Here is a 25,060-nt window from a genome sequence, read left to right as displayed (position 1 = left end):
TAAGTCTTCAACACCAACAATCAGCCATGGCGCATCATTCGTTGTTAAGCGCTCAAGGTGCCAAATTTCTAAAATCGGCTCTTCTTTTTTATCGCTTAAGTCGCGGTACTTACCTTTAAAACGAACGCTCACTTGCCAAGTACTCGGTGTTGTATCAGCACGTACAAGCTCAGCATCAATAAACATCACTTCAGTGTCTACGCTTTCAATTGCTTCGCGCTCTGCTTTAAATTCTTGTACTAATTCTGGGCTTAGGTATTCAGCCATTGTTGCGTAATCGGCATTATTCCATGCGGTTTGAAGTGTATGATAATGATTTCGCGCACCTTGTAAAAAGCCATTAACGTCAAAATTGGGTGGTAAATTAAAAGGTATTTGCTGTGTACTCGTGCTTTGCTGTGTAAAGCCGTTATTGATAGTCTGCTCAGATGATGCGTGTTTAAATGCATTTTGTCCCATATTATCACCAGCAAGCTGTGGGGCTTGTTTAGCGCGTATAAAGCCCATAACAAGCTTAAATATAATGAATGCAGCCCCAGCTAATAAAATCATTTCTAATAGTTGAAAGCCTTCAAAATTATCACCTAACATGGCTGCAATTAACCCACCGGCTAAAAGCCCACCTAGTACCCCAGCCATTATGCCTTTTTTGTTAGACTTAGCTTTTGCAGCGGGGGCTTGCGTTGTCGTGTCAGCTTTTTGCTTTTGTGCGGTTTGTTGAGTTGTTGGGGTTTTACCGCGTTTGCTACTACCAAATTTTTTACGTGCATGTACATCAAAACTGGCAGTACAAAGTAGTGCTAGTAATGAAAATATAACGATGAAGTTCTTCATGAAATTCCTTAATTTAAATCGAGCAGGAATTATAATTTACTTTGTTATAGAACTTAATAAATTACTCTCAAAATCAATGTGAACGAATGATAAGTGAACAGTGAGATAGATTTACAGGCACAAAAAAAGCGCTTATCTCAGCGCTTTTAAAAATCACATTAGGGTTACAGCCAGCGAATGGCATTGGTAACTCGCTCATTATAGACGTTAATCGGCGCGCCGGTATTAGCGACTAAAATGGTATCAGCCCTATCGCCACGATTAATATGTCCTGCAAAACGTGCGTCTTGAAAATCATCTTCACCAAAGCCAAACGATTTATTCTCAGAAGGAACAATAAAGACCGTCATTGGGCCAAAATCTGACTCAAAAATTAAATGAAGACCTTTTTCTCCCTTAAAATCACAAAACATCGCGTATGTGATCTTACCTGGTAACTCTTCTATGTGAGCCCCAAGTAATGAAAGTTTATCGTTGACACTTTGCAGGCTAATTGCATCGGTTTTTTCTAATGCACTAATTTCGTGGTAAACGTGTGCTAGGGCATGCTCACCTGCTTCATAGGCGATGTGTTGCTCTGTGCTAAAAAAGAATGCACCAACGGCTACAAAAAAAGATGCCGCAAGGGCTAAGTGAACACGGTCAAATTTAAAACGTGAGCGTGCATCTACAACGTTCTTTCCTGTGGCTTGCTCTTCCTGTATTGCTTTTTCTTTTAACGAGGTGTTTAAAAGAATACGCTCAGTAAGATTTTCAGGTACAGGTACATCTAACGCATTTTGAATTTGTTTATCAAGGTCTTTCATATCGCTTATAAAGTTTTGTCGCTCAGAGCTTTCTTTAGCAAACTCTAAAAGCTCCTTTTCTAAATCGTTTGGCTGCGCAATAGTGCGTCGACGAAACTCAAGTTCATCCATTATTTTGATGCCCCTTTAAGTTGTTCATCATCACGGCTTAAAGCCTCTTTAAGTTGGTTTCTAGCACGGTATAAACGAGTCATTACCGTGTTTTTATTTAAATCGAGAATCTCGGCTATCTCTTCACCAGAGCACCCCATAACAACTTGTAAAAGTAATGGTTCTCTGTATTCGTCAGATAGCAGCGCTATTTGGCGTTGTATGACCGTTTGCTCCATTTCATCATCTAACGAGTGACTGGTTTCATCAACAAGTGTATCGTTTTCTACATCACTGTAGTCAAACTGTTTACGTTCAAAGCGACGGGCATTCTCTCTACGTAGAATAGTGAGTAGCCAAGACTTAGCGGCTTTTTGATCTAAGAGTGAATCAAGCGAGCGCCAAGCACGTAAAAACGTTTCTTGTACTAAATCATCAGCCACATGGGGGTCACGACACAACCAATAAGCAAAGCGGTAAAGCTCCTTACTGTAAACATGGACTAAGGCTTCATAGCGCTTTTGTTTCTCTGCCATATCGACTAAGACCTGATTATTTGATTTTTTCTTTCCAAGCATAATTACTTTTTTAGTTAAAATTTATCATTTAATGCATGCAAAGACCTGAATTTATCAAATTTACTAATAAAGGTCTTTTAATACAGCTTGTTGCGACTTACTACGTTGAGCACGCGTTTGCTCAATTAAGTTAATAATAGCATTAAGATTTACATCTGCATTGCTATTAGCATAAAGAGCTGACTGCAAATTGTTAATTTGCGTCGCTAGTTCATCATTATTTGTGCTGTGTATTAACGAATCTATTGCAGCTACTCTTTTGTCCGTAAGCTTAATCGCTATCTCATTTAGCTCGCTATAAAATGCATTGAGATTATTTGTTTTAGCTGCATTTTTGAGCGCACTTAACGAAAGCGGCTGAGCTTTATTTAAAAAGCCATTGTTATTTATTGGCTCATCTTTATTAGAACGGCTTAACCATAAAAAAATTGCAGTAATTATCCAAAAAATATAGCCAAGTACAGCAACAATAATTAACCAAAGCGGTGTAGCAGCTTGCGGTGCAGGTTGTGCTGCATCTATTTTTACTGTGTTCGCTACGTTAGTAGCAGGCGTATTTGCTTCATCTACGTTAAATGTATTATTTGGCACAGCGCTTGTATTTACAGCATTGGCACTTGGTGTAACCGTTATCGTGCGCTCAGGCAATGTGGCGTAACTTATGCGGTTTATTTTGGTGTTATACCAAGGCAGTGTTATTTCAGGCAGAGTATAAGTGCCTGCTTTTTGTGGTAATAACGCAAATGAGGCTGTTTGCTGAGAAACAACCCGTCCGTTTCTTACGGCATTGTTTGTTTCTACCTCGTCAGGATAACTGCGAATTCCCGCAATGGTTTTCATATCAATTTCCGGCAGTTGCTCTTTAGTAACTCCGAGTGCGGTTAAGGTGATAGTGCGTGTAATTGGTGTGCCTACTTCCACTGTATTTTCATCAGGCTGCCATTGCTCATCAATATTTACCAACTCACTTGGTAGCCATGCGCCTTTATAGTTTGCCGGAATTGGTTTTATCTCAAGCTGCTGATCATCCCCTAAGGCCGACACTGCTAATTGACGGTAATTTTGTTGAACACGGCCTTCAAAGGTAGGTCCCATGATGGTGTAAATGCCGCTTTTTTGTGGCTGTAGTAAATACTCTCGGGTGATCACTAAATAGCGCTTACCATCAACCAGTTCATAACTTTCTGTTTGCTTACCAAGTTGTGTAAGTTGTGCATCCTCCATGGTTGGCGTACTTAAACTGCCATCAAGGAGCTCTTTTGCAAGGTAAAGTTTAATTGTGTATACACCGGCTTCTTGCACAAATAACGAGTCACTTGAGATTGATGTTTTTAAAAAAATATCGTTATTTTTATCGGCATCAGCAGCGCGTTTAGCCACTTTTAATTTTATTGGCTGCGAGCTTAAACCGGCGACGCTAAATGCAGGGATGGTGTATTCACCTTCATTACGCGTCATTAATTTAACAGACCAGGTTGTTTGCTTATTAATACTGCCGTTTATAATGTTGGTGCGCGTACTTAAACTTGTTGGGCCAACAACAAAGTCTTTAAGTAATACCGAGGTGTCGGGTTGCTCGCTTTTTATTGTGTCATCAACTGAAATATTAAGCATAAAAAACTCACCAGCAAGTACTGGGTTTTTATCTACACTTGCCTCTAGTTTGGTGGCGGCCCATGATGGCATCGTACTTAATAGCAAAAAACAGCAAAATAATCGCATTACCATGATTTTTCTACTCCTGTAGGGCGGCGTTGATATTGTCTTTTTTGGGCTTCTAATTGCATTTTATTCCGTAATAAAATTGCCGGATCGTCCGGTACTTTTCTTAATAACTGGTTAAGCTGCTGCGCTTTTTCTTTCTCTTCGTTGGTGAGTTCACGCGTTTGTGCTTGCGCGGCTTGTTGCTCGGCGTTTTGCTTTTGCTCATCTGTTAACGTTTGCTGCTGCGCTGCTTGTGACTGAGCATTTTGCGCCTGTTCTTCGTTTGTTTGCTCAGGCTGTTTTTGCTCTTGGTTAGCCTCTGGCTGAGTCTGTAGTTCTGGCTCATTTTGTTTATCTGATTGTGACCCCGACTCAGCACTTTGTTGGTCTTGCTCAGTGTCAGACTCATCACTTGGTTCACCTTGCTGATCTTGCGATTGCTCGCCTTTATTCTGCTCTGATTGAGAATCGCTATTTTCACCTTGCTGGCTTTGATCAGATTGTTGATTGTTTTGCTGCTCATTTTGATCAGATTGCTGCTGGTTTTCTTGCGAATCACCTTCTTGCTGCTGTTGCTGTTGTTCGAGCAATTGCTCAACCAAAGCTTGGTTATCAGCGGCTTCACTAAAGTTAGGTTGTAGCGTTTGTGCTTGTTTATAAGCATCTATGGCTTGTTTAAGCTGCCCTGATTTGGCAAGCGCGTTGGCGTAGTTATAAAAACCAGCGGCTGATTTATCTTTACTAAAGGCTTCTAGTGCGGCATCAAAATTACCTTGTTGGTACAACGCGGCCCCTTTTAAGCTGCTTGAGTCGGCATTGGCGGCCTGCTCAAAGTCTTTATTTTTATAAGCATCAAGCGCTTGCTGATCAGTATTTTTTAAAAAAGAGGGGAGCTCTAATGCACTTGCCTGCTGTGTTGGCAAAACGCTGAGTACTAAAAAGGCACCTACAAATGCTGCACTTCTAAATAAATAAAGGCCTAAGGGCAGTAAAATAAGTAACCCATATATACCTGCGTCTATACGCCACAGGGCATGGCTTTGTTTTTCATCTTTTAATAACTCACTATTGGCACTTGGCGCAAAAGTGGCTATGTCACTGCTGCTAGGTTGGTAAAGGGCAAACTTTCCACCACTGCGTGTTGCTAAGCTTTTTAAGCGGCTTATGTTAATGGTGGGAATGACTATTTGGCCGTAGCTGTCTTTTAAAAAACCGCCTTCAGGTAATTTAATTGGTGCGCCTTGCTCTGTGCCAATACCATAAATATTGAGTCGATAAGGGGCGTCGCTGGTAAAGTTAGTTATATCACTTTGTTCTTCTTGGTCTATGCCATCGGTAACTAATATAATATCCCCATCAATGTAGCCTGCTTGCGTTAAAAGCTCTTTTGCCATATCGAGGCCAGCTAAAACATTAGAGCCTTTGTCGGGCATAATGTCGGGGCTTAAACTCGGAATTAAATTAGTAAGCGTAGTGGCATCGTTTGTGAGTGGAGATATGGTATAGGCACTTCCAGCATAGGCAACTAAAGCGGTGTCGCCTTCTTTAAACAGCTCAATCATATCGAGCGCTTTAAAGCGCGATTGCATTAAGCGATTTGGTGCTATATCGGTACTGTACATCGAGTACGACATATCCATTACAATCACACGAGCACTTTTACTTTGAAATACAGGCACCTGTTTTTCTTCAAAGCTAGGGCCTGCACTAAAAATAATCGCTAAATAGCAAAATACAGCGACCAGCCAAAGTGGTTGGCTGGCTTTAGTGTTTGACTCGTTCATAATAAACGGTGCTAAATGAGGGGCTATTAGGTTATCTGCGCTTTGTTTTTTATGCTTAATAAAGGCTATAAAAAACAACGCAAGTGCAGGTATTAAAAGCCACAAAACAGCTGGGCGAATAAATTCGAAATCCATTAGTTAGGCTCCTTTAATGCACGTAAGGTGCTTAACATTACTCTTAAGCTAATGAGTAAAATAGCAATAAGCAGTGGGTAGTAAAACAATGAGCTTTGCGGGCGAAATGTTTGCTCATCTGCGCTAATTGGCTCTAACTTATCAAGCTCTGCGTAAATTTGCTGAAGGCCCGCTACATCTTTGGCTCTAAAATATAAACCTCCGGTTTGATCAGCAATGTCTTTTAACAAGCTTTCATCTAAGCTGCCTCCACTCATACCGCCCACATTAAATAGGCTAAATCCTCGGGGGTTATCTGAGCCAACACCTATGGTATATACTTTTATGCCTTCCTCGCGGGCAAGGAGTAGGGCATCTTCAGGTTTTAAATTACCCGCGGTGTTTTGGCCATCGGTTAATAGCACCACAATACGGTTACTTTTATCTTTGTTTGCAAAACGCTTTACCGATAAACCTAGCGCATCGCCAATAGCAGTGGCACGCCCAACTAAGCCAATTTGAGATTCGCTGAGCATTTTACTTACGGTTTTAACGTCGCGAGTCAGTGGCGTTTGTAAAAATGCGGTGTCGCCAAATAATATCAGGCCTAGCCTGTCGCCTTGGCGCTGCTCTATAAAGTCGCTCAATACCGCCTTTACCATAGTGAGGCGGTCAACATATTGGCCGTTGTAAGCCATGTCTTGTTCGGTCATTGAGCCAGATAAATCGACCGCAAGCATTATATCGCGTCCTTCATTAGGTAATGAAATAGGCTCATCTAACCACGTTGGGTTTGCAGCCGCTGTTACCAGTAAAAACCATAAAATCCATTCAAAAACATTTAACTTACGTGCGCTTTGTTCGAGGCTATGCGTGGTTAAGTTGTGTTTGGCAAAGCTAGGAATGCGAAGGCGTGTTTGTGCGCTAGTTGCAGCCGGTTTTAATAATAAAAGTAATAAAGGCAGGGGTAGTAATAAAAACAACCAAGGCCAGCTAAATTCAAACATGTACTGACTCCTTTAGCTTAAATTGTTTTATGCCTAGGCGTAATTTTTCGTTAAGCGCGTCATTGCTGTGCTGCGCATTATACAGGCTTAAAAGCTCATGCTCGGTAAAGCTTAAACCGGTTAACGTATTAAGTGTGTTACACCAGTTAGCTGTTGATTGCGTTGCTAGGCGTTTATCGTAATACTCTATTACTAGGCGCTTTAAAATAATATGAAGTGTTTGCGCGCTTTGCTCGGTGTGGCTTAAATCGATTGCGTAGCGCTTAGGCTTTTTAAATTTATAATTTTTGTAAAAGCAAAAAGCAGCTGCACACAGTGCTATAAACAACAGGGTAATAATAACCCACCAAGCAGGAGCGAGTGGCCACCAACTAACTTGGCTTGGCGCTATTATATCGTGCAGGCCATCGAGTGGATTGGTTTGCATGGTTATTTTCTCACTAATTGCAGCTCAAGCGGGCTGGCTGCATTGAATGATATTAAATTAAGTCCCGATTTAGTTAAGCGATTTAGGCGTGTGCTAAATGCGTGTTCGGCGTTTTTTGCAAAGCGTGCTCTAAAGCTTTTATCCATCAGCGGTAACGTAAAATCTTGGCCGTTAGCATTGACAGTGACTGCCTGTTTAAACGCAGGGAGCGTATGTTCAAACGGATCACTAATATGACAGCCTATCAGCTCACAGTGGCGGCTTAAAATTTCTAATTGTTTAAAGCTTGCATCATCAAGGGCATTAAAGTCAGAGACTAAATACACTAAGCTGCCAGGTTTAGCTAAATGGTTAAGGCGTTTTAAATTATCGCTAAAGTTATTGGTGGCTTGCTTGTCTATATTGTTAAGTGCTTGCTGGTGGCTATCGCACAGGTTATGACAAAGTTTTAGAACGGCTTTTTCTCGGGCGCTGGGCTTTAGCTCTAAATGCGAGTGCTGGTTAAACACAATGCCGCCAATTCTATCCCCGCGTTGACACGCCGACCACGCAACTAGTGCACTAATGTGGGCAGCCTGTACCGACTTAAGCAGCAACTTTGAGCCAAATAGCATAGAGTTTGAAAAATCAGTAAATACAAAAACTGGGCGCTCTTTTTCTTCTTGAAAAAGTTTTGTGTGGGTTTCGCCGGTACGCGCTGTTACTCGCCAGTCAATAGAGCGAATGTCATCGCCTTGCTGATAATGGCGCACTTCGGCAAACTCCATGCCTCGGCCTTTGTGTGGCGCAAGGTATTGCCCAGCTAAACTGTTTTTAATTTTAACTTTTGGTGCAAGCTCGAGTAATTGCGCTTTTGCTTTGTAATACATAAGCTCTTTTAGCGCTAAATTTACACCGTGGCTATGGCTTTGCTTTAGCCACGCCTTTGAGTCTAATTGTGTTTGCATAACTTAGGGTACGGCTACAAGTTCAACAATACGGCTTATAACCTGATCTTTAGTAATGCCATCAGCCTGTGCTTCGTAGCTTAAAATAATACGGTGGCGCAGTACGTTATGCACAACGGCTTGAATGTCATCGGGGGCTACAAAATCACGGCCATGTAACCAAGCGTGGGCACGGGCACATTTATCAAGTGCAATGGTGGCACGTGGGCTTGCGCCAAACTCAATCCAGCGGCCAAGTTGCTCATCAAATTTAGCGCCCTCACGAGTGGCGATAATAAGCTGTACTAAATATTGCTCAAGTGGCTCGGCTAAATACAACCCTAAAATAGCTTGGCGAGCGGCAAATAAATCGCTTTGAGTAATTTGCTGCATAACAGCTTGGTGTTCATTAAGCGCTTCACCACGGGTTAAGCGAAGTATATCGAGCTCGTGCTCTGCACCTGGGTAATCAATGCTTAAATGTAATAAAAATCGGTCAAGTTGTGCCTCTGGTAGTGGGTAAGTCCCTTCTTGCTCGAGCGGATTTTGGGTTGCCATTACCATAAATAAATCGCTCAGCGGGTAGGTATTTTTACCAACCGTTACTTGGCGCTCCGCCATGGCTTCTAGTAGCGCAGATTGTACTTTTGCTGGAGCACGGTTAATTTCGTCGGCTAAAATAAGGTTATGAAAAAGAGGGCCTTTTTCAAACACAAATTCGCTAGTTTGTTGGCGGTAAATATCGGTGCCAGTTACATCAGCAGGTAATAAATCAGGCGTAAATTGTACGCGTTGAAACGAGCCTTCAATGCCTTTAGCAAGGGCGTTAACAGCACGTGTTTTTGCAAGCCCAGGCGGGCCTTCTACCAATAAGTGGCCATCAGCTAAAATGGCAATAAGGAGTGCTTGAGTGAGCTCTGGCTGGCCAATAATTTGTGTATCTAAGTACGTTTTTAATTGTTTGAATGCGTTAGCTGCCATATTAAATAGACTTCCTCGTCAGCTGGATTTGTACCTAATTTATTTTAGGTGATTAATACTGACCTAGTTATAAGGTTTATAAGTGAGTAACTCAAGAGTTAGACTGTATTTTTAAAAATAGTTCGTTATTTTTTAACGGTTTTTAGCGTACCACAAAACTTTGTAAAAACGCGCAAAAAAGCCTATTGTGATAACCACTATTAAGCATTATTTAAAGGTTAAGCCTTTAGTGCTTTTGTATAAATTTGTGTTTATCTATTGGCATTAGCACACGGGTTGTTTAGAATCGAGGAAAACAAACAGGTCAGACCTGTCAGCGGGAGAGCATAAATGTCTGAGCAAAACATACTAAAAACACCAAAAGGCGACCGTATTGCCATTGTAAGCGGCTTACGTACACCTTTTGCAAAACAAGCAACCGCGTTTCACCATGTACCGGCCCTTGATATGGGTAAGCTGGTGGTTAACGAAATGCTTGAACGATTAAATTTCGACAAGTCAGAAATCGATCAACTTGTATTTGGTCAAGTAGTGCAAATGCCAGAAGCGCCAAATATTGCACGTGAAATTGTATTGGGCACGGGTATGCCAGTTGGCGTAGACGCGTATTCTGTATCACGTGCGTGTGCTACCAGCTTTCAGGCCATTGCTAATGTAGCGGAGTCTATTATGGCAGGCTCTGTAAATGTAGGTATTGCCGGTGGCGCCGACTCATCTTCAGTGTTACCAATAGGTGTAAGTAAAAAATTGGCAGGCAGCTTAGTTGATTTAAACAAAGCACGTACCCTAGGCCAGCGTTTACAAATATTCTCAAAACTGCGCTTAAAAGATTTACTACCCGTACCGCCTGCGGTTGCTGAGTACTCGACAGGCCTTTCTATGGGGCAAACTGCTGAGCAAATGGCTAAAACACATAACATAAGCCGTGAAGATCAAGATGCATTGGCGCATCGCTCGCATTCACTCGCAACCCAAGCATGGGCCGACGGCAAGTTAAAAGACGAAGTAATGACGGCACACTTACCGCCATACAAAAGCTTTATTGAAGAAGATAATAACATTCGTAAAAACTCTACTGTTGAGGGCTACGCTAAGCTTAAACCGGTATTTGATCGCCAACATGGCTCGGTTACCGCAGCAAATGCAACACCACTAACCGATGGTGCAGCAGCGGTATTGATGATGAGCGAAAGCAAAGCAAAAGCACTAGGCTACGAAATTTTAGGTTATGTACGCAGTTTTGCGTTTTCGGCAATTGGTGTAGAACAAGACATGCTAATGGGCCCTGCACATTCAACGCCTATCGCACTTGATAGGGCAGGCATTACGCTTGCTGATTTAGATTTAATTGAAATGCACGAAGCCTTTGCAGCACAAGCGCTGGCGAATATGAAAATGTTTGCATCAGATAAATTTGCGCAAGAAAAACTTGGTCGTAGCAAAGCAATTGGCGAAATTAACATGGATAAGTTTAACGTTAACGGCGGCTCACTGGCATATGGTCACCCATTTGCAGCAACGGGTGCTCGCTTAATTACGCAAAGCTTACACGAGCTTAAACGTCGTGGTGGCGGTTTAGCATTAACAACAGCGTGTGCTGCTGGTGGTTTAGGTGCAGCCTTTGTATTGGAGAGCGCGTAATGACAGATTCAGTATTTAATTTAACGGTAGATGAAAACAAAATTGCCGTAGTAACCATTGATGTGCCGGGTGAAAAAATGAACACCCTGCGCGACTCATTCGCTGATGACTTAAAAGCTTTGCTTGAACAAGCAAAGCAAGAGTCAGTAAAGGGGATGGTATTTATAAGCGGTAAAAGCGATAACTTTATCGCGGGTGCTGATGTAAAAATGCTTGATAGTGTGCAAAAGCGTGAAGATGCATTAGCAATCAGTGAGCTGTGTCATCAAGCCTTTTTTGATATGACAAAGCTACCTTACACAACGGTTAGCGCAATTCATGGTGCGGCGCTTGGTGGTGGTTTAGAGTTTGCTTTAGCCTGTGATTACCGTGTGGGCACTGACAGCGATATTACTAAAGTAGGCCTGCCTGAAGTACAACTTGGCTTGTTACCAGGCGGTGGCGGTACGCAGCGTCTAACTAAAATTGTTGGTATACAAAAAGCACTAGAGTGGATGCTAACTGGTAAGCAAATTCGCCCTAAGCAAGCTAAAAAAGCGGGCGTATTAGATGATGTAGTACCACAAAGCGTATTGCTAAAAGTCGCTAAAGAATTTGCCGCCAAGAAAAAGCCAACAGATAAAGAGCCAAAGCTTGATAAAGTAAGCAAGTTATTAGAGTCAAATCCGTTTGGGCGTAACTTTATTTTTAAAAAGGCGAAAGAAAACGTCCTTAAAAAAACCGGCGGACATTATCCAGCACCGCTTGCCATTATTAAAGCTGTGCGTGCAAGTGTAGAGCTTGATAAATTAAAAGCATATAAAACAGAAGCAGAAGGCTTTGCAACACTTGTAATGAGTGATGAATCTAAAGCACTTCGTAGTATTTTCTTTGCAACCACTGAAATGAAAAAAGAGTGGCGCAACGATGATGCGCCGGCTATTAGTAAAACAGCCGTATTAGGTGGTGGCTTAATGGGCGCGGGTATTGCGCATGTAAGCGCAGTAAAAGCCAAAGTACCTGTGCGTATTAAAGATGTAGCAGAGCAGGGCATTAGTAATGCCATGAACTACACCTACAAAATTTTAGACAAGCGCCTTAAGCGCCGTATTATGTCTAAAGCTGATATGCAGTTAACCATGAACCGTATTACCGGTACTACTGACTACAGCGGCTTTAAACACATTGATCTAGTAGTAGAAGCTGTATTTGAAGACCTAGCCTTAAAGCAAGGTATGGTTGCTGATATAGAGCAGCAGTGCCAAAGCAATACTATTTTTGCAAGTAACACATCATCACTGCCTATTTCACAAATTGCAGCACAGGCACAGCGCCCTGAAAACGTGATTGGTTTACATTACTTCTCGCCAGTTGAAAAAATGCCACTAGTGGAAATTATACCGCATGAAGGCACGTCACAAGAGACTATTGCGCGCGTAGTTAATTTTGCACGCAAGCAAGGTAAAACGCCAATTGTAGTAAAAGACATGGCTGGTTTTTACGTAAATCGTATTTTAGCGCCTTATGTAAATGAAGCAGCTAACTTAATGCTTGCTGGTGAGCCAATTGAAAAAATAGATGCAGCGCTTGTAGAGTTTGGTTTCCCAGTGGGGCCACTTGCTTTACTTGACGAAGTAGGAATTGACATAGGCTCTAAAATTGCCCCGATTCTTGAAAAAGAATTAGGCGAGCGATTTAAAGCGCCAGATGCATTTTCTCGTATGATTGATTCAAAACGTTTAGGCCGTAAAACGGGTCGTGGTTTTTATGAGTACGATAAAAAGAGCAAGAAAGTTGACGAGTCTGTCTATGAGCTATTAGGTGTGACACCTGCTCCGCGTTTAAATAAAAGCGAAATCGCTAAGCGTTGTGTATCTCAAATGCTTAATGAAGCCGTACGTTGTTTAAACGATGGCATTATTGCAAGCCCACGTGATGGCGACATTGGCGCTATATTTGGTATTGGCTTCCCACCATTTTTAGGTGGACCGTTTAGCTACATGGATAAACTTGGCGCAAGTAAAGTAAGCTCTGAAATGTCTACTTTAGCTAACAGCAATGCGAACTTTACTCCGTGCGATACGTTAGTCGCAATGGCAAATTCAGGCGCTACATTTTACAATGTGAAAACAGCCACTGATGAGCCAAGCACTGCGGCTATCGAAGAGCAAGTAAAACACGCTGAACCGTCTGATAAGCAAAATGAAGAAAGCGAAGTAGAGTCTTCCAAACAAGATTCTTAACAGCTGCTTTTATAAAAACCGCATTTATATGCGGTTTTTTTATGCCTGCTAGCTGCGTATAGACAAAATATGTTAGCGTAACTATGAGCAAGTAAGAGGTAAACCATTATGCAGTTGTTTACAGCACGATTGGCAATGCGTCCACTTCAAAGCAGTGATTGGCCATTATTTTTGCAGCTGCATCAAAATGCAACCGTGATCCGTTATTGCTACGATATGCCCAGCGAAGCGTTTGTACGCAGCCGCTTTGAACAACGTTTAAAAAACGGGGATAGCACTTCAACTCACCCACTTTGCCTTGTAGTATTTGATAAGCATTCAAACGAGCCCATGGGTGTTACGGGGTTTACGCATGAGCTTGGGCAAGCTGAGCTAGGTTATTTGTTTTTACCCGCGTTTTTTAATCAAGGCTTTGCTAGTGAGTCGCTACGTGCCGTGATTGAGTGGGCATGGCAACAATGCGGTATAACACAGTTTAAAGCTGTGGTTACAAAGGGAAATATAGGCTCTGAAAAAGTATTACAAAAGTGTGGACTAACGTTAACGGGCATTAATAAGCAAGCGCATACTATTAATAATACACGTTATGATGATTTGATATACACATTAAAGTTGTAGCAAATAGGGCTAGCAAGCTAGCCCATGATGGTGACCTTTATAGATGGGCTTCAATAGCCTTGCGATCTTTCTCAGGCATATTCTCAACAACTAATTTAAAAGAATTATCGATCATTCTTTCAATCTCGCCTTGTGGAATAGAGCCATCTAAAATAACCGTATTCCAAAGCCGCTTGTTCATATGGTAGCCTGGGATCACTGCGGGGAAAATATCTCTTAATTCAAGTGCTTCATCAGGGTCACACTTCAAATTAAGCCACCAAATAGGATCTCCATCATCATTAACGTCACCATCATTACCTAAGGCAAGGGTGGCAAACATTTTATGATTTACTTTATAAACATCAACCTCTTGTGCAAATGGTTTAGTCACTCGCACCAAAGGCTTCTTTACTAAATACTCATGTACTGTTTTTTGGTCCATGATCCAATCCTTGAAGTCATACTCGGTAGAAATACAATAGCAGTTTTTTTATGATTTGATTATAGCTTTTTAAATTTAAATTAAAAATTTGCAAGTTAATACAAGGTGTAGGCGCAATAGTTGCGTATTTTTAGTTGAACAATACCCAGTTCGTGGTATGTTTCTGGCAATCAAAAAAATAATAGGAAAACCCCATGCCAAAGGCGAGTGACGTTAAAAAAGGAACCGCGATTGAGTTTAATAATCGTGTGTTGGTAGTTAAAGATATTGTACGCTCAGTACCACAAGGCCGTGCAGGCGGCAGTTTGTACCGTATGCGTTTATACGATGTAGTAACAGGTGCAAAGGTAGACGAAACATTCAAAGACAGCGACATGCTAACCCTCGCTGATTTAACCCGCCGCGAAGCAATGCTTTCGTACATTGATGGCGATGAATACGTGTTTATGGATAATGAAGACTACACGCCGTATAACTTAAATAAAGAGGCAATAGCAGAAGAAATTCAATTCGTTAACGAAGAAACACAAGGTGTACACGTTATTGTGATTGATGGCTCGCCTGTAGGTTTAGATTTGCCATCGAGCGTAGAGTTGGTTGTTGAAGAGACTGACCCTTCAATCAAAGGTGCTTCTGCGAGTGCACGCTCTAAACCTGCACGTCTGAGCACGGGTTTAACTATTTCGGTGCCTGAGCATATCTCTACGGGCGACCGTGTCCGTATTAATACGGCTGAGCACAAATTTATGGGCCGCGCTGAAAAGTAGCCCAAGCTATATGATAAAGCTGGCATTATGCCGGCTTTTTTTATGCCAAAATTTTATAAACTAAGTAATCACAACCTATATCAATACTTAATTTATATAAGCTGATAGCTAGACCCGCTACTAATTCATCTTATTAAACGGGTCTATTTGCCCTAAAATACGTAGCTTTGCTTTGAGTTTAATGGAGAAGATGTTTGCTTTCCGTACACAGGTGCTTGCCTACACAATGTAGAAGCCAATTTGTGTATTTGCCCCATGTCATTATCTTATTTGCGCTAAGTATTTGTTTTCGCTAATAAGGCTTGGTGCAGAGTTACTTTGTTGCTGTTTTAAAAAGGCTGTAAATTCATCTTTTGAAAGCGGTTTTGAATAAAAGTAGCCTTGCACGGTTTCACAATTGAGCGTTTTAAGTAGGTCAATTTGGCTTGCTTGCTCAACGCCTTCTGCAACCACATGTAAATCTAGATTGTGCGCAATCGTCACAATAGAGTCGACCATATTGCGGCCACGCTCGGTTTTCATATCATCAATAAATGCTTTATCTACTTTTAAGGTATTCAGTGGAAATTGCTTTAAATACGCTAATGAAGAATAACCTGTACCAAAGTCGTCCATGGCAAGATGAATACCACGGGCACTTAGCGAGCGCATAATTGCAATGGCTTCTTGTGGATCGTCCATTACCGTGCCTTCGGTAATTTCTAGCTCTAAAAAGTAAGAGGGCAGCTCGTTTTTTTGCAAAATTACGTCAATACGGGTCGTTAAGTCTGGCAAGCTAAATTGTTTGGCCGATAGGTTGACTGCAACACGGCCACTAAATAGCCCTTCATCCAACCATTGTTTTACATCGCGACACGCTTTGTTTAAAACAACTTCGCCAATTTCAATTATTTGCCCAGTTTCTTCAGCAATAGGTATAAATACGCCAGGGCTGATGACGCCCTTTTTTGGTGTTATAAAGCGTACTAACGCTTCCATGCCGGTAAGTTTACCGGTACGAATATTCATTTTGGGCTGGTAATACACTTCAAAATGATTTTCTTTTAAGCCAAAGCGCATTAGGTTTTCTATTTGTAAGCGTTTAACCGCTTGGCGGTTCATGGTGTCATTAAAGAACAGGTAGCTATTGCCTTTCTTTTTGGCGTGATACATTGCAGTATCAGCGTTTTTTAATAGCAGCTCTGGTGTACTGCCATCTTCAGGAAATAGTACAATGCCTATGCTTGAGGTAATAGCCAACTCATGGCCTGCCATTTTAAAAGGGGTAGCAATTGCAGCTAAAAACTGCTTTGCCATGCGAGTAATAACATGTATATCATTAGTATCTGCCATAACTAAGGCAAACTCATCGCCGCCTAAACGGTAAAAAACATCATTCTCGCGGGTTAACTTATTTAACCGCATCGCTAGTTTAGCTAACAAGCTATCGCCTAGCTGGTGGCCTAATGAATCATTAATCTTTTTAAAGTTATCTAAATCAAATACCAAAAGGGCATGGTGGGTATTTTGTTTTACTAGCTTATGAAGATCGGTAAAAAATAAATTTCTGTTTGGTAAACTGGTAGTACGGTCTCTATTTGATAAATTATGCAGTTGCGATTGTGCATTTTTACGTTCGGTTAAATCTGAATAAACAACTACATAGTTTGTTATTTGGTTTTGATCGTTCTTTATTTCATCAATCGAAATTTCTATTGGCAGTAATACTCGCTCACTATTGCGCAGTTTTACCTCTTGTTGAATTCGCTCGCGCTCTTGCACTATATTTTTAATGTTTTCAATATAGCTTTTATCGTAACCAGGTAAGTTAAAAGGCTTTTTGAGGTATTGCTCTCTGACGCCACCAAAAAGGGTTAAAAAACTGGGATTTACATCAACTAAGTTGAAGTTTTTATCGTATATAGCAAGTGCATCAGTGAGTGATTCTACGCACTTAGCAAATAAATTAAGGCGCTCTTGTGTTGATTTTAACACTGAAATATCGCGAACGGTGCCGGTCATTCTCAGTGGTGCTAAGTTTGCATCTTTTTCTATTATTTTTCCGCGGTCTAACACCCAATGCCAATGGCCAAAGGTGTCTTTAATACGGTAGGTCGCTTCAAAAAAAGCAGATTTTTGAGCAAAGTGCTCTTTTAGCAAATGCTCGACAGCAGCAATATCGTGAGGATGGATCAAGCTTTTGTTAGGCGGAAACCCCATTAAAGTTGTTGAGTCCATCATGTATTTATCGTTAATACGAATAACTTGACCCGTTTTTACATTCCAGTCCCATAACGTGTCGCCACTGCCTTCTACGGTACTTTTTAAACGTTTTTCTGAGAGGCTGTGCTGTAGCCGAGAGCGCTTCAATTTATAAATTACAAATAATAGGTAGGGCAAAGCCAGCGCAAGTAAGGTGCTGGCAACAATTAAAACAGTATTGGTGTTTATATTAAAGGCATGATCGAAAGCAACTGCTTGAGGTAAAAGACTCAGTAAAGACAAGAAAACCACACATTTTATTGTTGTTATTTTTATCATTTGTTTTTATTACTGCTCATTAACAAACGATAATTTAAATTAAGCCACTTACAGAGTCAAAGAGATTGCGAGCAAAGCGGTATTTTTTGCGATTTAGTTACTTTTGCATTACTTAACAACTCGAATCTTGGCCTGTCTTTTGAAAATATCGCAATGGTGTAGTGCTTCATTTCGTCTAAGCTGAGGGCGTGCAGAGCGGCTAGTAAGCGTTTTTGCATATTAAAATCATGATCTTTATTGCCTATGGCGAGCCACAAACGTTGCGAGCGTAATCGTAGGTTTTTATCTTTTTCGGCGATATGCGTTGCCAACCCCTGCTTATGCTGTTGCCAAGTCGATTCATCGAGGGTATCCAAACTAACAAGAAACTGATTTAAAAAATGATTGTGCCTTTTTAATAAGGTTTGGGCATCAAACTTAGGAGATTGAATATAAAAAGCAATACCGGCTCGCGTGTTAAATGGCGCGTAGCCAGAGCCAACTAAGTAACCTAGTTGCTGTGTGGTACGCAGCTCATTAAAGTAGTCTTGGTTAATGATATGGTTGAGTATCATTAGTTTTATTTTTTCATTAACTGTTGCAGTTTGTGCCTGGTAGTAAATGACCATGGCATTGTCGCTACAGGCCAGTTCAAGCTCGCTACAGGTAACGTGCTTTATTTCTTTCAATGGACGCGATAAATCATCAATCGCAGCGGTATTTTTTAAATGCTTTGTTACGTTTTTATGAAACATTTTTGCTTCGTTTTGCTGCCAGTTACCATGCAGAAAAGCCTCAACATGTAAGGCGCTAAAAAACTCGGCTCGAAACTCATTAAATTGCTGAAAACAGGTGTTTTTAAGCGCAGTTGCTAGCTCCTCTGGCTGTGGATTCCATGGCATTATTTTAGCGCCTAACACACTAAATAAAGTGCTGACAGGTTTATTTTGGTTGCTGCTTTGCCAGTGCCTAACCAGCTGTTTTTTATATTCGGCAAAGCGTCGAGCGCAAATATCAACATTGAATAGGGTGTCTAATAGTTGCTCCACTAACTCTAGCTGACTGGTAGAGAGTCCGGCTGTATGTAATGTTAATCCGCCCTGATGCGAAGTTAAGTGATAACTTAAACCGGCCAATTCTGCGGGGTAAAACTGCTCGCCTACGCTGTCCATAAATAAATCACTAAAAAGACGAGTTAAGGCCATGTGCTTTACATCTTTGACTGCAAAGTGTGAGTCCATGGCTAAATAAAAATGTCCTTTGGCAACTCTAAATGTGTTGTCTTGTTTAAACCAAAAGTTAAAACCAGGCTCTTTAACGAGTAAATGAGGTTTAGTTTGGGGCGCTTGCACATCATATAAAATAACATCTTTAGCTAAATAAGGGTTTGCTGTAGGCAGTAGCATAGTACTAAGCGGTTTATTTATGTGCGCGAGTGAATCTAGCCACTGTGATGAAATAGCTTCTACTTTGTAAGGGGTATTATACCAGGCTGTTTTGCGCTCAGGCTCAACATCAGGGTGAATGAGCACTAAGCGCATGTTATGAGGTGTAAGCCATTGCATGGCCATCTCGTGAGCGGCTTTATTAAAGCCCTCCATTAGGTAATCACCTTGTACGTAGTTAACTTCGTCGTAATGCTGCATGTTGATACTTAAGTTACTCACCCAATCAATTAAGCGCGATTTTTCTTGGTTATCAAATGCAATTTGCAATAAGTTTTTTTTATCTTGGTATAGGCGTGGCAATTTGTCGGTGTTGTTGTTAATTAGGCAGATATACTCAAACACTATTTCTACTATATCTTCAAAGTACTCAATGCCCTCATCGGTAAGCGCCATACTAATGTTAAAATCTTTAAAGTTGCTCCCGTTTATACCTCCGCCAGCAGAAAGCGCATTAATCCACCCTTGTTCTTTTAAAATAGAATACAGCGAACCGGCTCCTTCGTAACCTAGCAAATGCGCTATAAAACTGACGGTTTTGTGGCGATAAAAGTCATCAATATTGGGCATAGCAAAACTAATAATGAGTTTTTGCATGTGCTTGTGAGGCTCTATATGTAAAATTTTACCTATATCTTGTGGACGATATAACGGCTCGCTAATTATCGGTTTAAATACACTTTTATTGCCTTTAATATCACTAAAATAGTTATTTACCCAATTTGCCATTGTATCAAGCTGCTCGTTGGCACAGATTACTAGTGTCATCCATTGTGCTTGATAGTGTGTATTAAAAAACTCTTTTAGCTCATCACTTATACAACGCTCCCTGTCGGCGAGGGTATGTAAGTTACCGACAGAGAATTTGGCAAAAGGGTGGGCTGGGTTTACGGTTTCTTTATGCGCTTGATAAATACGACGCCCATCATCTTTTATTTTTAATTTAAACTCGGCCTCTATCGCATTGCGTTCTTTTTCAGTTTCTTCTGGCTTTAATAACGGTGCTATAAAAAAACGACTAAACTGCACAAGTGCTTTTTCAATGGCTTGATTATTAATATCAAAGTAATAACACGTGTGCTCAGTGCCGGTCCACGCGTTGGTATTACCGCCCGATTGAGACACAAAATTATTAAAACTACCGGAGTCAGGGTAGTGATCAGTGCCCAAAAAAAGCATGTGCTCTAAAAAATGTGCAAGGCCTTGCCTGTCAAGGGGATCATCAAAATGCCCAGCGTTAACCGCCATAGAAGCAGCAGCTTTAGTTGAATCTTTGTCTTGCACTAATAATACTTTTAGCCCATTGTCGAGTGTAAGGGCACGGTATGCTCTGTTATCATTGCGGCTGATATTCAAATGATGCTCCTGAAACTAAGCGTTTATGTGTTAATAACAGATGATAGCTTCAGGACAGCGAAAAATTAGAGAAAAGATTTACCTGAATATCATGAAAGAATTATTCTTTGGAATAATAGTAATATAGCGGACAAATAGGCAAACTGGCTACTGTTTTATATTCATCAATCGGTTGATTTTTTATGAAAACACTCTTAATTATGCGCCATGGCGAAGCAACACCGATGCAAGCTAACGACGCAGCAAGAACCCTCACACCGAAAGGCCATGCAGAAGCAGAAAAAATGGGCTTATGGTTGCAAAAACATTTTAACGTAGATGCATTGTTGGTAAGCCCTTACTCTCGCGCCCAGCAAACAGCTAAAGAAGTTGAAAAAAATAATGTCTTTAAATTTAATGAAACCTGCAGCGATATACTTCCCGAAGGTAAGCCTCAAGTAGCTGCTGATTACTTAGAAACACTTATTGCTATGCACCCGCAATGCAATACTTGGCTAGTGGTCGCTCACATGCCAATTGTCAGCTATTTAGTTGACCAGCTTAGTCCAGGTAATATGCCTATTTTCAACACTGCAGCAGTTGCTGTAATTCAGTATGATGAAATCACACAGCGCAGTGAATATGTTAACATTAACGCACCTGATAATATTTAAAGAACAGAGATAAAAATGAGTATAGAACGTCTTGAAACGGGAGCTCGTATGAGCCGTATAGTTAAACATAATGGAACCGTTTATTTATGCGGGCAAGTTTGCGCAGATGCAGAAAAAGGGATAACAGAGCAAACACAAACTATGCTCGACAAAGTAGAGGCATTACTTGAACAGGCGGGTAGTTCAAAAAAGCATATGCTCAGCGCGACAATTTACGTTAAAAGCATGGAATACTTTGCTGATATGAACGCGGTATGGGATGCCTGGGTGCCAGAAGGCTATGCACCGGCACGTGCCTGTGTTGAAGCTAAAATGGCACGCGATGCACTATTGGTTGAAATTTCGGTAGTGGCTGCACTTAAATAAGCGTTTTTATAAAAGCGCAGCAAGCCAAAATGAAAAGCTTACTACACTCAATACCGTTGAAAGCACCACAGCACCGGCAAGCGTGACTTGATGCGTATTTAACTGGCTCGCAATTAAATACGCATTAACACCAACAGGTGAGGCGCTTAGCAATACCAGTACGTTACGAATTTGACTATCTAGCTCAAACCCCCACGTGGCTGTTACAAAAACAACAGCAGGTAATATCAGTATTTTTAACAATGAAGCGATAAGTGCTGGCTGCCAATTTGCAGCTACTTTATAAAATACCAAATTAGCGCCTAATACAAATAAAGCACATGTAATAGCTGGGCTGGCGAGTAGCTCGAGAGAGTTGGCTAAATTAGCAAATAAGGTAACTCCCGATACATTCAACAATAACCCACAGCCAATACTTAATACAATTGGATTAAGGATCATATTTTTAGCAAATTTTAGCCATGAGAAGTCATCAGCATTCCCCTTTGCGCCTATCAAGTAGGTTAATGCAAAAAGCAGTGTGCTATGAAATGTAATGATCATAAAAGCGATAGCAATCATGTCTTTACCAAGCGAGGCAATAACAATGGGTATACCTACTAACACCATATTTGAATAACTACCGGCAAGAGCGAATACACTGTGCTGTTGGTAATTTCCAGCATTGGCTTGTTTAGTTAAATAGTACCTATCGATAAATATGCCCAATGTAAATACAGCTAATACAGGAATATAAAAGCTTAAAAATGCTTCGAGGCTAATACTTTGCTGCAAATTTATTTGCGACATATTGAGCATTAAGAAAGCGGGTAAGCTTACATAAAAAGTAAACTTACTTAGACCCGCAATGTGCTGTTGATTAAAAAATTTTAAATAACAACAGGTATAGCCTAGTGCGACAAGAAAGATTAAGGGAAAAATAATCGAAAAAATTTGCACGAATGTTTCCTAAAATTAGCGTCTAAACTCATCACTTTGTGGTAAATCAATTAAGATCAGCACCGCGCCTCGTCCGCCGTATTCAAGCGGTGCTTGATGCATGGCTATTACATCGGGGTGCTGTACCAAATACTGCGGTACTTTGTGTTTTAACACGCGCTCGCCAATGCCATGTACTATACATGCGCAGTAATAATGCTGTTTTTTGCACTCGTGTATAAGTCCTGCAAGTTCATCTTTGGCACGCTCTTTATTAAGTCCATGTAAGTCAAGCGTTAGATCTGGAGCGTAATCGCCGCGGCGTAACTGTTTTGCTAAAAAAGTGTCGTGCCCATCTTGTACATAATTAATAGTGCTATTTGTGTCTATATCGGGAATGTATTCGTCAGAAAAGAAAAACTCTGACTCAACCTGCTTTTTTTGCTGGGCAAATTGCTTCGCTTGTGACACTTTAGGTTTTGTGTCAAACCTATGGGTGTCTTGTTTAAACACTTTAGCGCCAGAAATTGTTTGACGAAAAAGGTCTATGTCGTCATTGCTTAGGGGCGATTGTGACGAGGTGTTTTTTTTCATAAATTTTACCTAAACAAAAAAACGTAAAAACGCAGCGCAAAAGGCGTTACAATACAAAACTGATGGGCAATTGTAATTTGCTCAGCACAGTTAGGCAATGCAATCGTTGCAAAGACTCAAAACAGTCAGTTAGCTAAAGCAGGTAAAAAATATGAGTGATTTACAAATAGAAGAAGCAACACTTGATGAAGCAGTTGCAGAGCTGTCAACGTTACATGACTGGTTACGCTGGACCACAAGCCAATTTGCAAGTAGTGGAATATTTTTTGGACATGGCACAGATAACGCGTGGGATGAAGCTGTTAGCTTACTACTTCCTGCACTAAGTTTACCTATTGATGCCCCCAAAGAGTTAATGCATGCGCGGTTAACAAGCACAGAAAAAAACCGCTTAGCGGGTTTAATCGCTGAACGTATAAATGATTGCACACCGGTTCCTTATTTAACAAACATTGCTTGGTTTGCCGGTATGCCATTTTATGTTGATGAGCGTGTGTTAATTCCACGTTCGCCATTTGCAGAACTTATTGCTAATAAATTTTCGCCATGGCTTGAGCAGCCGCAAAGCGTTAACCGCATTTTAGATTTATGCACAGGCTCTGCGTGCATTGCCATTGCACTTGCTCAGGCATTTGAAACTGCGCAAGTAGATGCGGTTGATATATCGTATGAAGCTCTTGAAGTGGCAGATATAAATATAAATGATTACATGCTAGGCGAGCGTGTTTTGCCCATTCAATCTGATGTATTTAGTGGTGTGCCAGGGCAAAAGTATGACCTAATAGTCGCAAACCCTCCTTATGTTGATGCTGAGGACATGGCTGATTTACCGCGCGAATTTCATCATGAGCCTGAGCTTGGTTTAGCTTCGGGGCATGATGGCTTAGATGTAACTCGTACCATTTTAGATGAGGCTAGCGATCATCTAACAGATAACGGTTTGTTATTTGTTGAAGTGGGTAACTCTATGGTACATATGGAAGCATTGTATCCAGGGGCACCGTTTGAATGGATAGAGTTTGAGCAAGGTGGCTTAGGTGTATTTGTAATAAGCAAAAAGCAGCTTGATGCATATTTTGCAAAATAAATTTTAGGCCGAGCGTACGCTCGGCAATGTTAAGTAGTCATTAGGAATGAGGAAAGTTAATGGCAGGTAATAGCATAGGGCAGTTATTTAAAGTGTCCACCTTTGGTGAGAGCCACGGCGTTGCCCTAGGTGGTGTTGTAGATGGCACTCCCGCAGGCCTTGAGATCACAGAGGCTGACTTACAAATTGATTTGGACCGTCGTAAACCCGGACAAAGCCGCTATACAACGCAGCGCCGTGAAGACGATCAAATAAAAATTCTTTCAGGCGTTTTTGAAGGTAAAACTACAGGCACCAGTATTGGTTTACTAATTGAAAATACCGATCAGCGCTCAAAAGACTACGGTAAAATTAAAGATGTGTTTCGCCCAGGTCATGGCGATTACACTTACTGGCACAAATACGGCCTGCGTGATTATCGCGGCGGTGGCCGCTCTTCTGCGCGTGAAACCGCAATTCGTGTAGCGGCAGGCGCCATTGCTAAAAAATACTTAAAGCAGTTTCATGGTATTGAAGTAAAAGCATGCCTAAGCCAACTGGGGCCAATAAAAGCCGAAAGCTACGACTGGGATGAAGTTGAAAACAACTTATTCTTTTTCCCTGATGCAAGCAAATTAGAAGCGCTCGACGAGTACATGCGAGACCTAAAAAAACAAGGTGACTCAGTGGGCGCTAAAGTAAAAGTAGTGGCGAGCAATGTACCTGTAGGGTTAGGCGAACCTGTATTTGATAGGCTAGATGCTGAAATTGCGCATTCACTCATGAGCATTAATGCCGTTAAAGGTGTAGAAATTGGCGATGGCTTTGATGTAGTAGAGCAAAAAGGCTCAGCGCATCGTGATGAGTTAACCCCAGATGGCTTTACTTCAAACCACGCAGGTGGCGTACTTGCTGGTATTTCTACAGGGCAAGATATTATTGCCTCTATTGCGCTTAAGCCAACATCAAGCATTACGATTCCAGGTAAAAGCATTAATACTGAAAACGAAGCGGTTGAGATGATCACCAAAGGGCGTCACGATCCGTGTGTTGGTATTCGTGCAATTCCTATTGCTGAGGCAATGATGGCCATTACACTAATGGACCATTTACTGCGCCAGCGCGGCCAAAACCCGCATGTTAACCATGAACATGGGCCAATTAACGGCTCTGTTTAACAGTTAATATTTTAATAAAAACGCGGACTACCGCGTTTTTTTATACTTAAAACTCACTTTTA

At 41.2% G+C, this 25,060-nt stretch carries 22 protein-coding genes; 8 read left to right on the top strand and 14 right to left on the bottom strand.

All coding sequences use genetic code 11. The features are described 5' to 3' along the window. The 9 genes from AABI99_RS04715 to AABI99_RS04675 form a co-directional block, all read right to left on the bottom strand. The coding region (locus tag AABI99_RS04715) for a Tim44-like domain-containing protein (RefSeq protein WP_338363896.1) at window positions 1-834 on the bottom strand (834 nt) is incomplete at its 3' end. Between the two features lie 164 nt (window positions 835-998). Next, a complete protein-coding gene (locus AABI99_RS04710) occupies window positions 999-1,751 on the bottom strand; it encodes a DUF3379 family protein (protein WP_338363894.1) in 753 nt (250 codons plus the stop codon). Beyond that, window positions 1,751-2,308: a sigma-70 family RNA polymerase sigma factor gene (locus AABI99_RS04705; protein WP_338363892.1), complete on the bottom strand. Its 558-nt coding sequence runs from the start codon at window positions 2,306-2,308 to the stop codon at window positions 1,751-1,753. Before AABI99_RS04705 ends, AABI99_RS04710 begins: the two co-directional genes overlap by 1 nt. A 63-nt stretch (window positions 2,309-2,371) precedes the next feature. Next, on the bottom strand, window positions 2,372-4,036 hold the full coding sequence (locus AABI99_RS04700; protein WP_338363890.1) for a BatD family protein: 1,665 nt from the start codon (window positions 4,034-4,036) through the stop codon (window positions 2,372-2,374). After that, on the bottom strand, window positions 4,030-5,931 hold the full coding sequence (locus AABI99_RS04695; protein WP_338363888.1) for a VWA domain-containing protein: 1,902 nt from the start codon (window positions 5,929-5,931) through the stop codon (window positions 4,030-4,032). The genes AABI99_RS04700 and AABI99_RS04695 overlap by 7 nt, the downstream gene beginning before the upstream one ends. After that, on the bottom strand, window positions 5,931-6,917 hold the full coding sequence (locus tag AABI99_RS04690) for a VWA domain-containing protein (protein WP_338363886.1): 987 nt from the start codon (window positions 6,915-6,917) through the stop codon (window positions 5,931-5,933). Before AABI99_RS04690 ends, AABI99_RS04695 begins: the two co-directional genes overlap by 1 nt. Beyond that, on the bottom strand, window positions 6,910-7,344 hold the full coding sequence (locus AABI99_RS04685; RefSeq protein WP_338363885.1) for a DUF4381 domain-containing protein: 435 nt from the start codon (window positions 7,342-7,344) through the stop codon (window positions 6,910-6,912). Before AABI99_RS04685 ends, AABI99_RS04690 begins: the two co-directional genes overlap by 8 nt. Before the next feature lie 2 nt (window positions 7,345-7,346). Continuing rightward, window positions 7,347-8,291 carry a DUF58 domain-containing protein gene (locus tag AABI99_RS04680; protein ID WP_338363883.1) on the bottom strand — a complete coding sequence of 315 codons (945 nt, stop codon included), beginning with the start codon at window positions 8,289-8,291 and terminating at the stop codon, window positions 7,347-7,349. A gap of 3 nt (window positions 8,292-8,294) precedes the next feature. Continuing rightward, window positions 8,295-9,251 (bottom strand): MoxR family ATPase, encoded by a 957-nt coding sequence (locus AABI99_RS04675; RefSeq protein WP_029773481.1) that lies wholly within the window; start codon window positions 9,249-9,251, stop codon window positions 8,295-8,297. 330 nt (window positions 9,252-9,581) lie between these two features. Here AABI99_RS04675 and fadI point away from each other — a divergent pair, with 330 nt between their 5' ends. The 3 genes from fadI (at window position 9,582) to AABI99_RS04660 (ending at window position 13,732) form a co-directional block, all read left to right on the top strand. Further along, window positions 9,582-10,892 (top strand): acetyl-CoA C-acyltransferase FadI, encoded by a 1,311-nt coding sequence (gene fadI / locus AABI99_RS04670; protein ID WP_286246520.1) that lies wholly within the window; start codon window positions 9,582-9,584, stop codon window positions 10,890-10,892. Beyond that, window positions 10,892-13,114, top strand: a complete 2,223-nt coding sequence (gene fadJ, locus AABI99_RS04665) for a fatty acid oxidation complex subunit alpha FadJ (protein WP_338363873.1) — start codon at window positions 10,892-10,894, stop codon at window positions 13,112-13,114. The genes fadI and fadJ overlap by 1 nt, the downstream gene beginning before the upstream one ends. 108 nt (window positions 13,115-13,222) lie before the next feature. After that, on the top strand, window positions 13,223-13,732 hold the full coding sequence (locus AABI99_RS04660) for a GNAT family N-acetyltransferase (RefSeq protein ID WP_338363871.1): 510 nt from the start codon (window positions 13,223-13,225) through the stop codon (window positions 13,730-13,732). Window positions 13,733-13,769: 37 nt separating this feature from the next. Here the strand turns inward: AABI99_RS04660 and AABI99_RS04655 are convergent, their stop codons facing one another. Further along, window positions 13,770-14,156, bottom strand: a complete 387-nt coding sequence (locus AABI99_RS04655; protein WP_338363869.1) for an MmcQ/YjbR family DNA-binding protein — start codon at window positions 14,154-14,156, stop codon at window positions 13,770-13,772. A gap of 194 nt (window positions 14,157-14,350) precedes the next feature. On the opposite strand from AABI99_RS04655, the gene yeiP reads away from it, so the two are divergent. Next, window positions 14,351-14,923: an elongation factor P-like protein YeiP gene (gene yeiP / locus AABI99_RS04650; protein WP_338363867.1), complete on the top strand. Its 573-nt coding sequence runs from the start codon at window positions 14,351-14,353 to the stop codon at window positions 14,921-14,923. 261 nt (window positions 14,924-15,184) lie between these two features. Here the strand turns inward: yeiP and AABI99_RS04645 are convergent, their stop codons facing one another. Together AABI99_RS04645 and AABI99_RS04640 are read right to left on the bottom strand one after the other, a co-directional pair. Further along, window positions 15,185-17,443 (bottom strand): EAL domain-containing protein, encoded by a 2,259-nt coding sequence (locus tag AABI99_RS04645; RefSeq protein WP_338363865.1) that lies wholly within the window; start codon window positions 17,441-17,443, stop codon window positions 15,185-15,187. Between the two features lie 56 nt (window positions 17,444-17,499). Next, window positions 17,500-20,223 (bottom strand): insulinase family protein, encoded by a 2,724-nt coding sequence (locus AABI99_RS04640; RefSeq protein WP_338363863.1) that lies wholly within the window; start codon window positions 20,221-20,223, stop codon window positions 17,500-17,502. 182 nt (window positions 20,224-20,405) lie between these two features. On the opposite strand from AABI99_RS04640, the gene sixA reads away from it, so the two are divergent. Together sixA and AABI99_RS04630 are read left to right on the top strand one after the other, a co-directional pair. Then, complete coding sequence (gene sixA / locus AABI99_RS04635) at window positions 20,406-20,876, top strand: phosphohistidine phosphatase SixA (protein ID WP_338363861.1); 471 nt, start codon at window positions 20,406-20,408, stop codon at window positions 20,874-20,876. A gap of 15 nt (window positions 20,877-20,891) precedes the next feature. Continuing rightward, window positions 20,892-21,242, top strand: coding sequence for a RidA family protein (locus AABI99_RS04630; protein ID WP_338363860.1), 351 nt, complete (start codon window positions 20,892-20,894; stop codon window positions 21,240-21,242). A 6-nt stretch (window positions 21,243-21,248) separates the two neighbouring features. Here the strand turns inward: AABI99_RS04630 and AABI99_RS04625 are convergent, their stop codons facing one another. Continuing rightward, the gene (locus AABI99_RS04625) at window positions 21,249-22,181 is read right to left on the bottom strand and encodes an AEC family transporter (RefSeq protein ID WP_338363858.1); all 933 of its coding nucleotides are present in this window, start codon (window positions 22,179-22,181) and stop codon (window positions 21,249-21,251) included. 15 nt (window positions 22,182-22,196) lie between these two features. Further along, a complete protein-coding gene (gene smrB, locus AABI99_RS04620) occupies window positions 22,197-22,754 on the bottom strand; it encodes an endonuclease SmrB (protein ID WP_338363856.1) in 558 nt (185 codons plus the stop codon). A 151-nt stretch (window positions 22,755-22,905) separates the two neighbouring features. On the opposite strand from smrB, the gene prmB reads away from it, so the two are divergent. Together prmB and aroC are read left to right on the top strand one after the other, a co-directional pair. After that, complete coding sequence (prmB, locus tag AABI99_RS04615; RefSeq protein WP_338363854.1) at window positions 22,906-23,841, top strand: 50S ribosomal protein L3 N(5)-glutamine methyltransferase; 936 nt, start codon at window positions 22,906-22,908, stop codon at window positions 23,839-23,841. A 59-nt stretch (window positions 23,842-23,900) separates the two neighbouring features. Further along, window positions 23,901-24,998, top strand: a complete 1,098-nt coding sequence (gene aroC, locus AABI99_RS04610) for a chorismate synthase (RefSeq protein WP_338363852.1) — start codon at window positions 23,901-23,903, stop codon at window positions 24,996-24,998. Window positions 24,999-25,060: the final 62 nt, after the last annotated feature.

Source organism: uncultured Pseudoalteromonas sp., from assembly GCF_963922945.1.
Lineage (GTDB): Bacteria > Pseudomonadota > Gammaproteobacteria > Enterobacterales > Alteromonadaceae > Pseudoalteromonas.
The sequence above is the reverse complement of the archived record's forward strand: the minus strand, read 5'-3'. Positions and strand labels throughout refer to the sequence as shown.

What these genes read in the sequence shown, in the direction of transcription:
- AABI99_RS04710 (WP_338363894.1), bottom strand. Translation starts at nt 1,751, where the DNA reads ATGGATGAACTTGAGTTTCGTCGACGCACTATTGCGCAGCCAAACGAT.
- AABI99_RS04705 (WP_338363892.1), bottom strand. Translation starts at nt 2,308, where the DNA reads ATGCTTGGAAAGAAAAAATCAAATAATCAGGTCTTAGTCGATATGGCA.
- AABI99_RS04700 (WP_338363890.1), bottom strand. Translation starts at nt 4,036, where the DNA reads ATGGTAATGCGATTATTTTGCTGTTTTTTGCTATTAAGTACGATGCCA.
- AABI99_RS04695 (WP_338363888.1), bottom strand. Translation starts at nt 5,931, where the DNA reads ATGGATTTCGAATTTATTCGCCCAGCTGTTTTGTGGCTTTTAATACCT.
- AABI99_RS04690 (WP_338363886.1), bottom strand. Translation starts at nt 6,917, where the DNA reads ATGTTTGAATTTAGCTGGCCTTGGTTGTTTTTATTACTACCCCTGCCT.
- AABI99_RS04685 (WP_338363885.1), bottom strand. Translation starts at nt 7,344, where the DNA reads ATGCAAACCAATCCACTCGATGGCCTGCACGATATAATAGCGCCAAGC.
- AABI99_RS04680 (WP_338363883.1), bottom strand. Translation starts at nt 8,291, where the DNA reads ATGCAAACACAATTAGACTCAAAGGCGTGGCTAAAGCAAAGCCATAGC.
- AABI99_RS04675 (WP_029773481.1), bottom strand. Translation starts at nt 9,251, where the DNA reads ATGGCAGCTAACGCATTCAAACAATTAAAAACGTACTTAGATACACAA.
- fadI (WP_286246520.1), top strand. Translation starts at nt 9,582, where the DNA reads ATGTCTGAGCAAAACATACTAAAAACACCAAAAGGCGACCGTATTGCC.
- fadJ (WP_338363873.1), top strand. Translation starts at nt 10,892, where the DNA reads ATGACAGATTCAGTATTTAATTTAACGGTAGATGAAAACAAAATTGCC.
- AABI99_RS04660 (WP_338363871.1), top strand. Translation starts at nt 13,223, where the DNA reads ATGCAGTTGTTTACAGCACGATTGGCAATGCGTCCACTTCAAAGCAGT.
- AABI99_RS04655 (WP_338363869.1), bottom strand. Translation starts at nt 14,156, where the DNA reads ATGGACCAAAAAACAGTACATGAGTATTTAGTAAAGAAGCCTTTGGTG.
- yeiP (WP_338363867.1), top strand. Translation starts at nt 14,351, where the DNA reads ATGCCAAAGGCGAGTGACGTTAAAAAAGGAACCGCGATTGAGTTTAAT.
- AABI99_RS04645 (WP_338363865.1), bottom strand. Translation starts at nt 17,443, where the DNA reads ATGATAAAAATAACAACAATAAAATGTGTGGTTTTCTTGTCTTTACTG.
- sixA (WP_338363861.1), top strand. Translation starts at nt 20,406, where the DNA reads ATGAAAACACTCTTAATTATGCGCCATGGCGAAGCAACACCGATGCAA.
- AABI99_RS04630 (WP_338363860.1), top strand. Translation starts at nt 20,892, where the DNA reads ATGAGTATAGAACGTCTTGAAACGGGAGCTCGTATGAGCCGTATAGTT.
- smrB (WP_338363856.1), bottom strand. Translation starts at nt 22,754, where the DNA reads ATGAAAAAAAACACCTCGTCACAATCGCCCCTAAGCAATGACGACATA.
- prmB (WP_338363854.1), top strand. Translation starts at nt 22,906, where the DNA reads ATGAGTGATTTACAAATAGAAGAAGCAACACTTGATGAAGCAGTTGCA.
- aroC (WP_338363852.1), top strand. Translation starts at nt 23,901, where the DNA reads ATGGCAGGTAATAGCATAGGGCAGTTATTTAAAGTGTCCACCTTTGGT.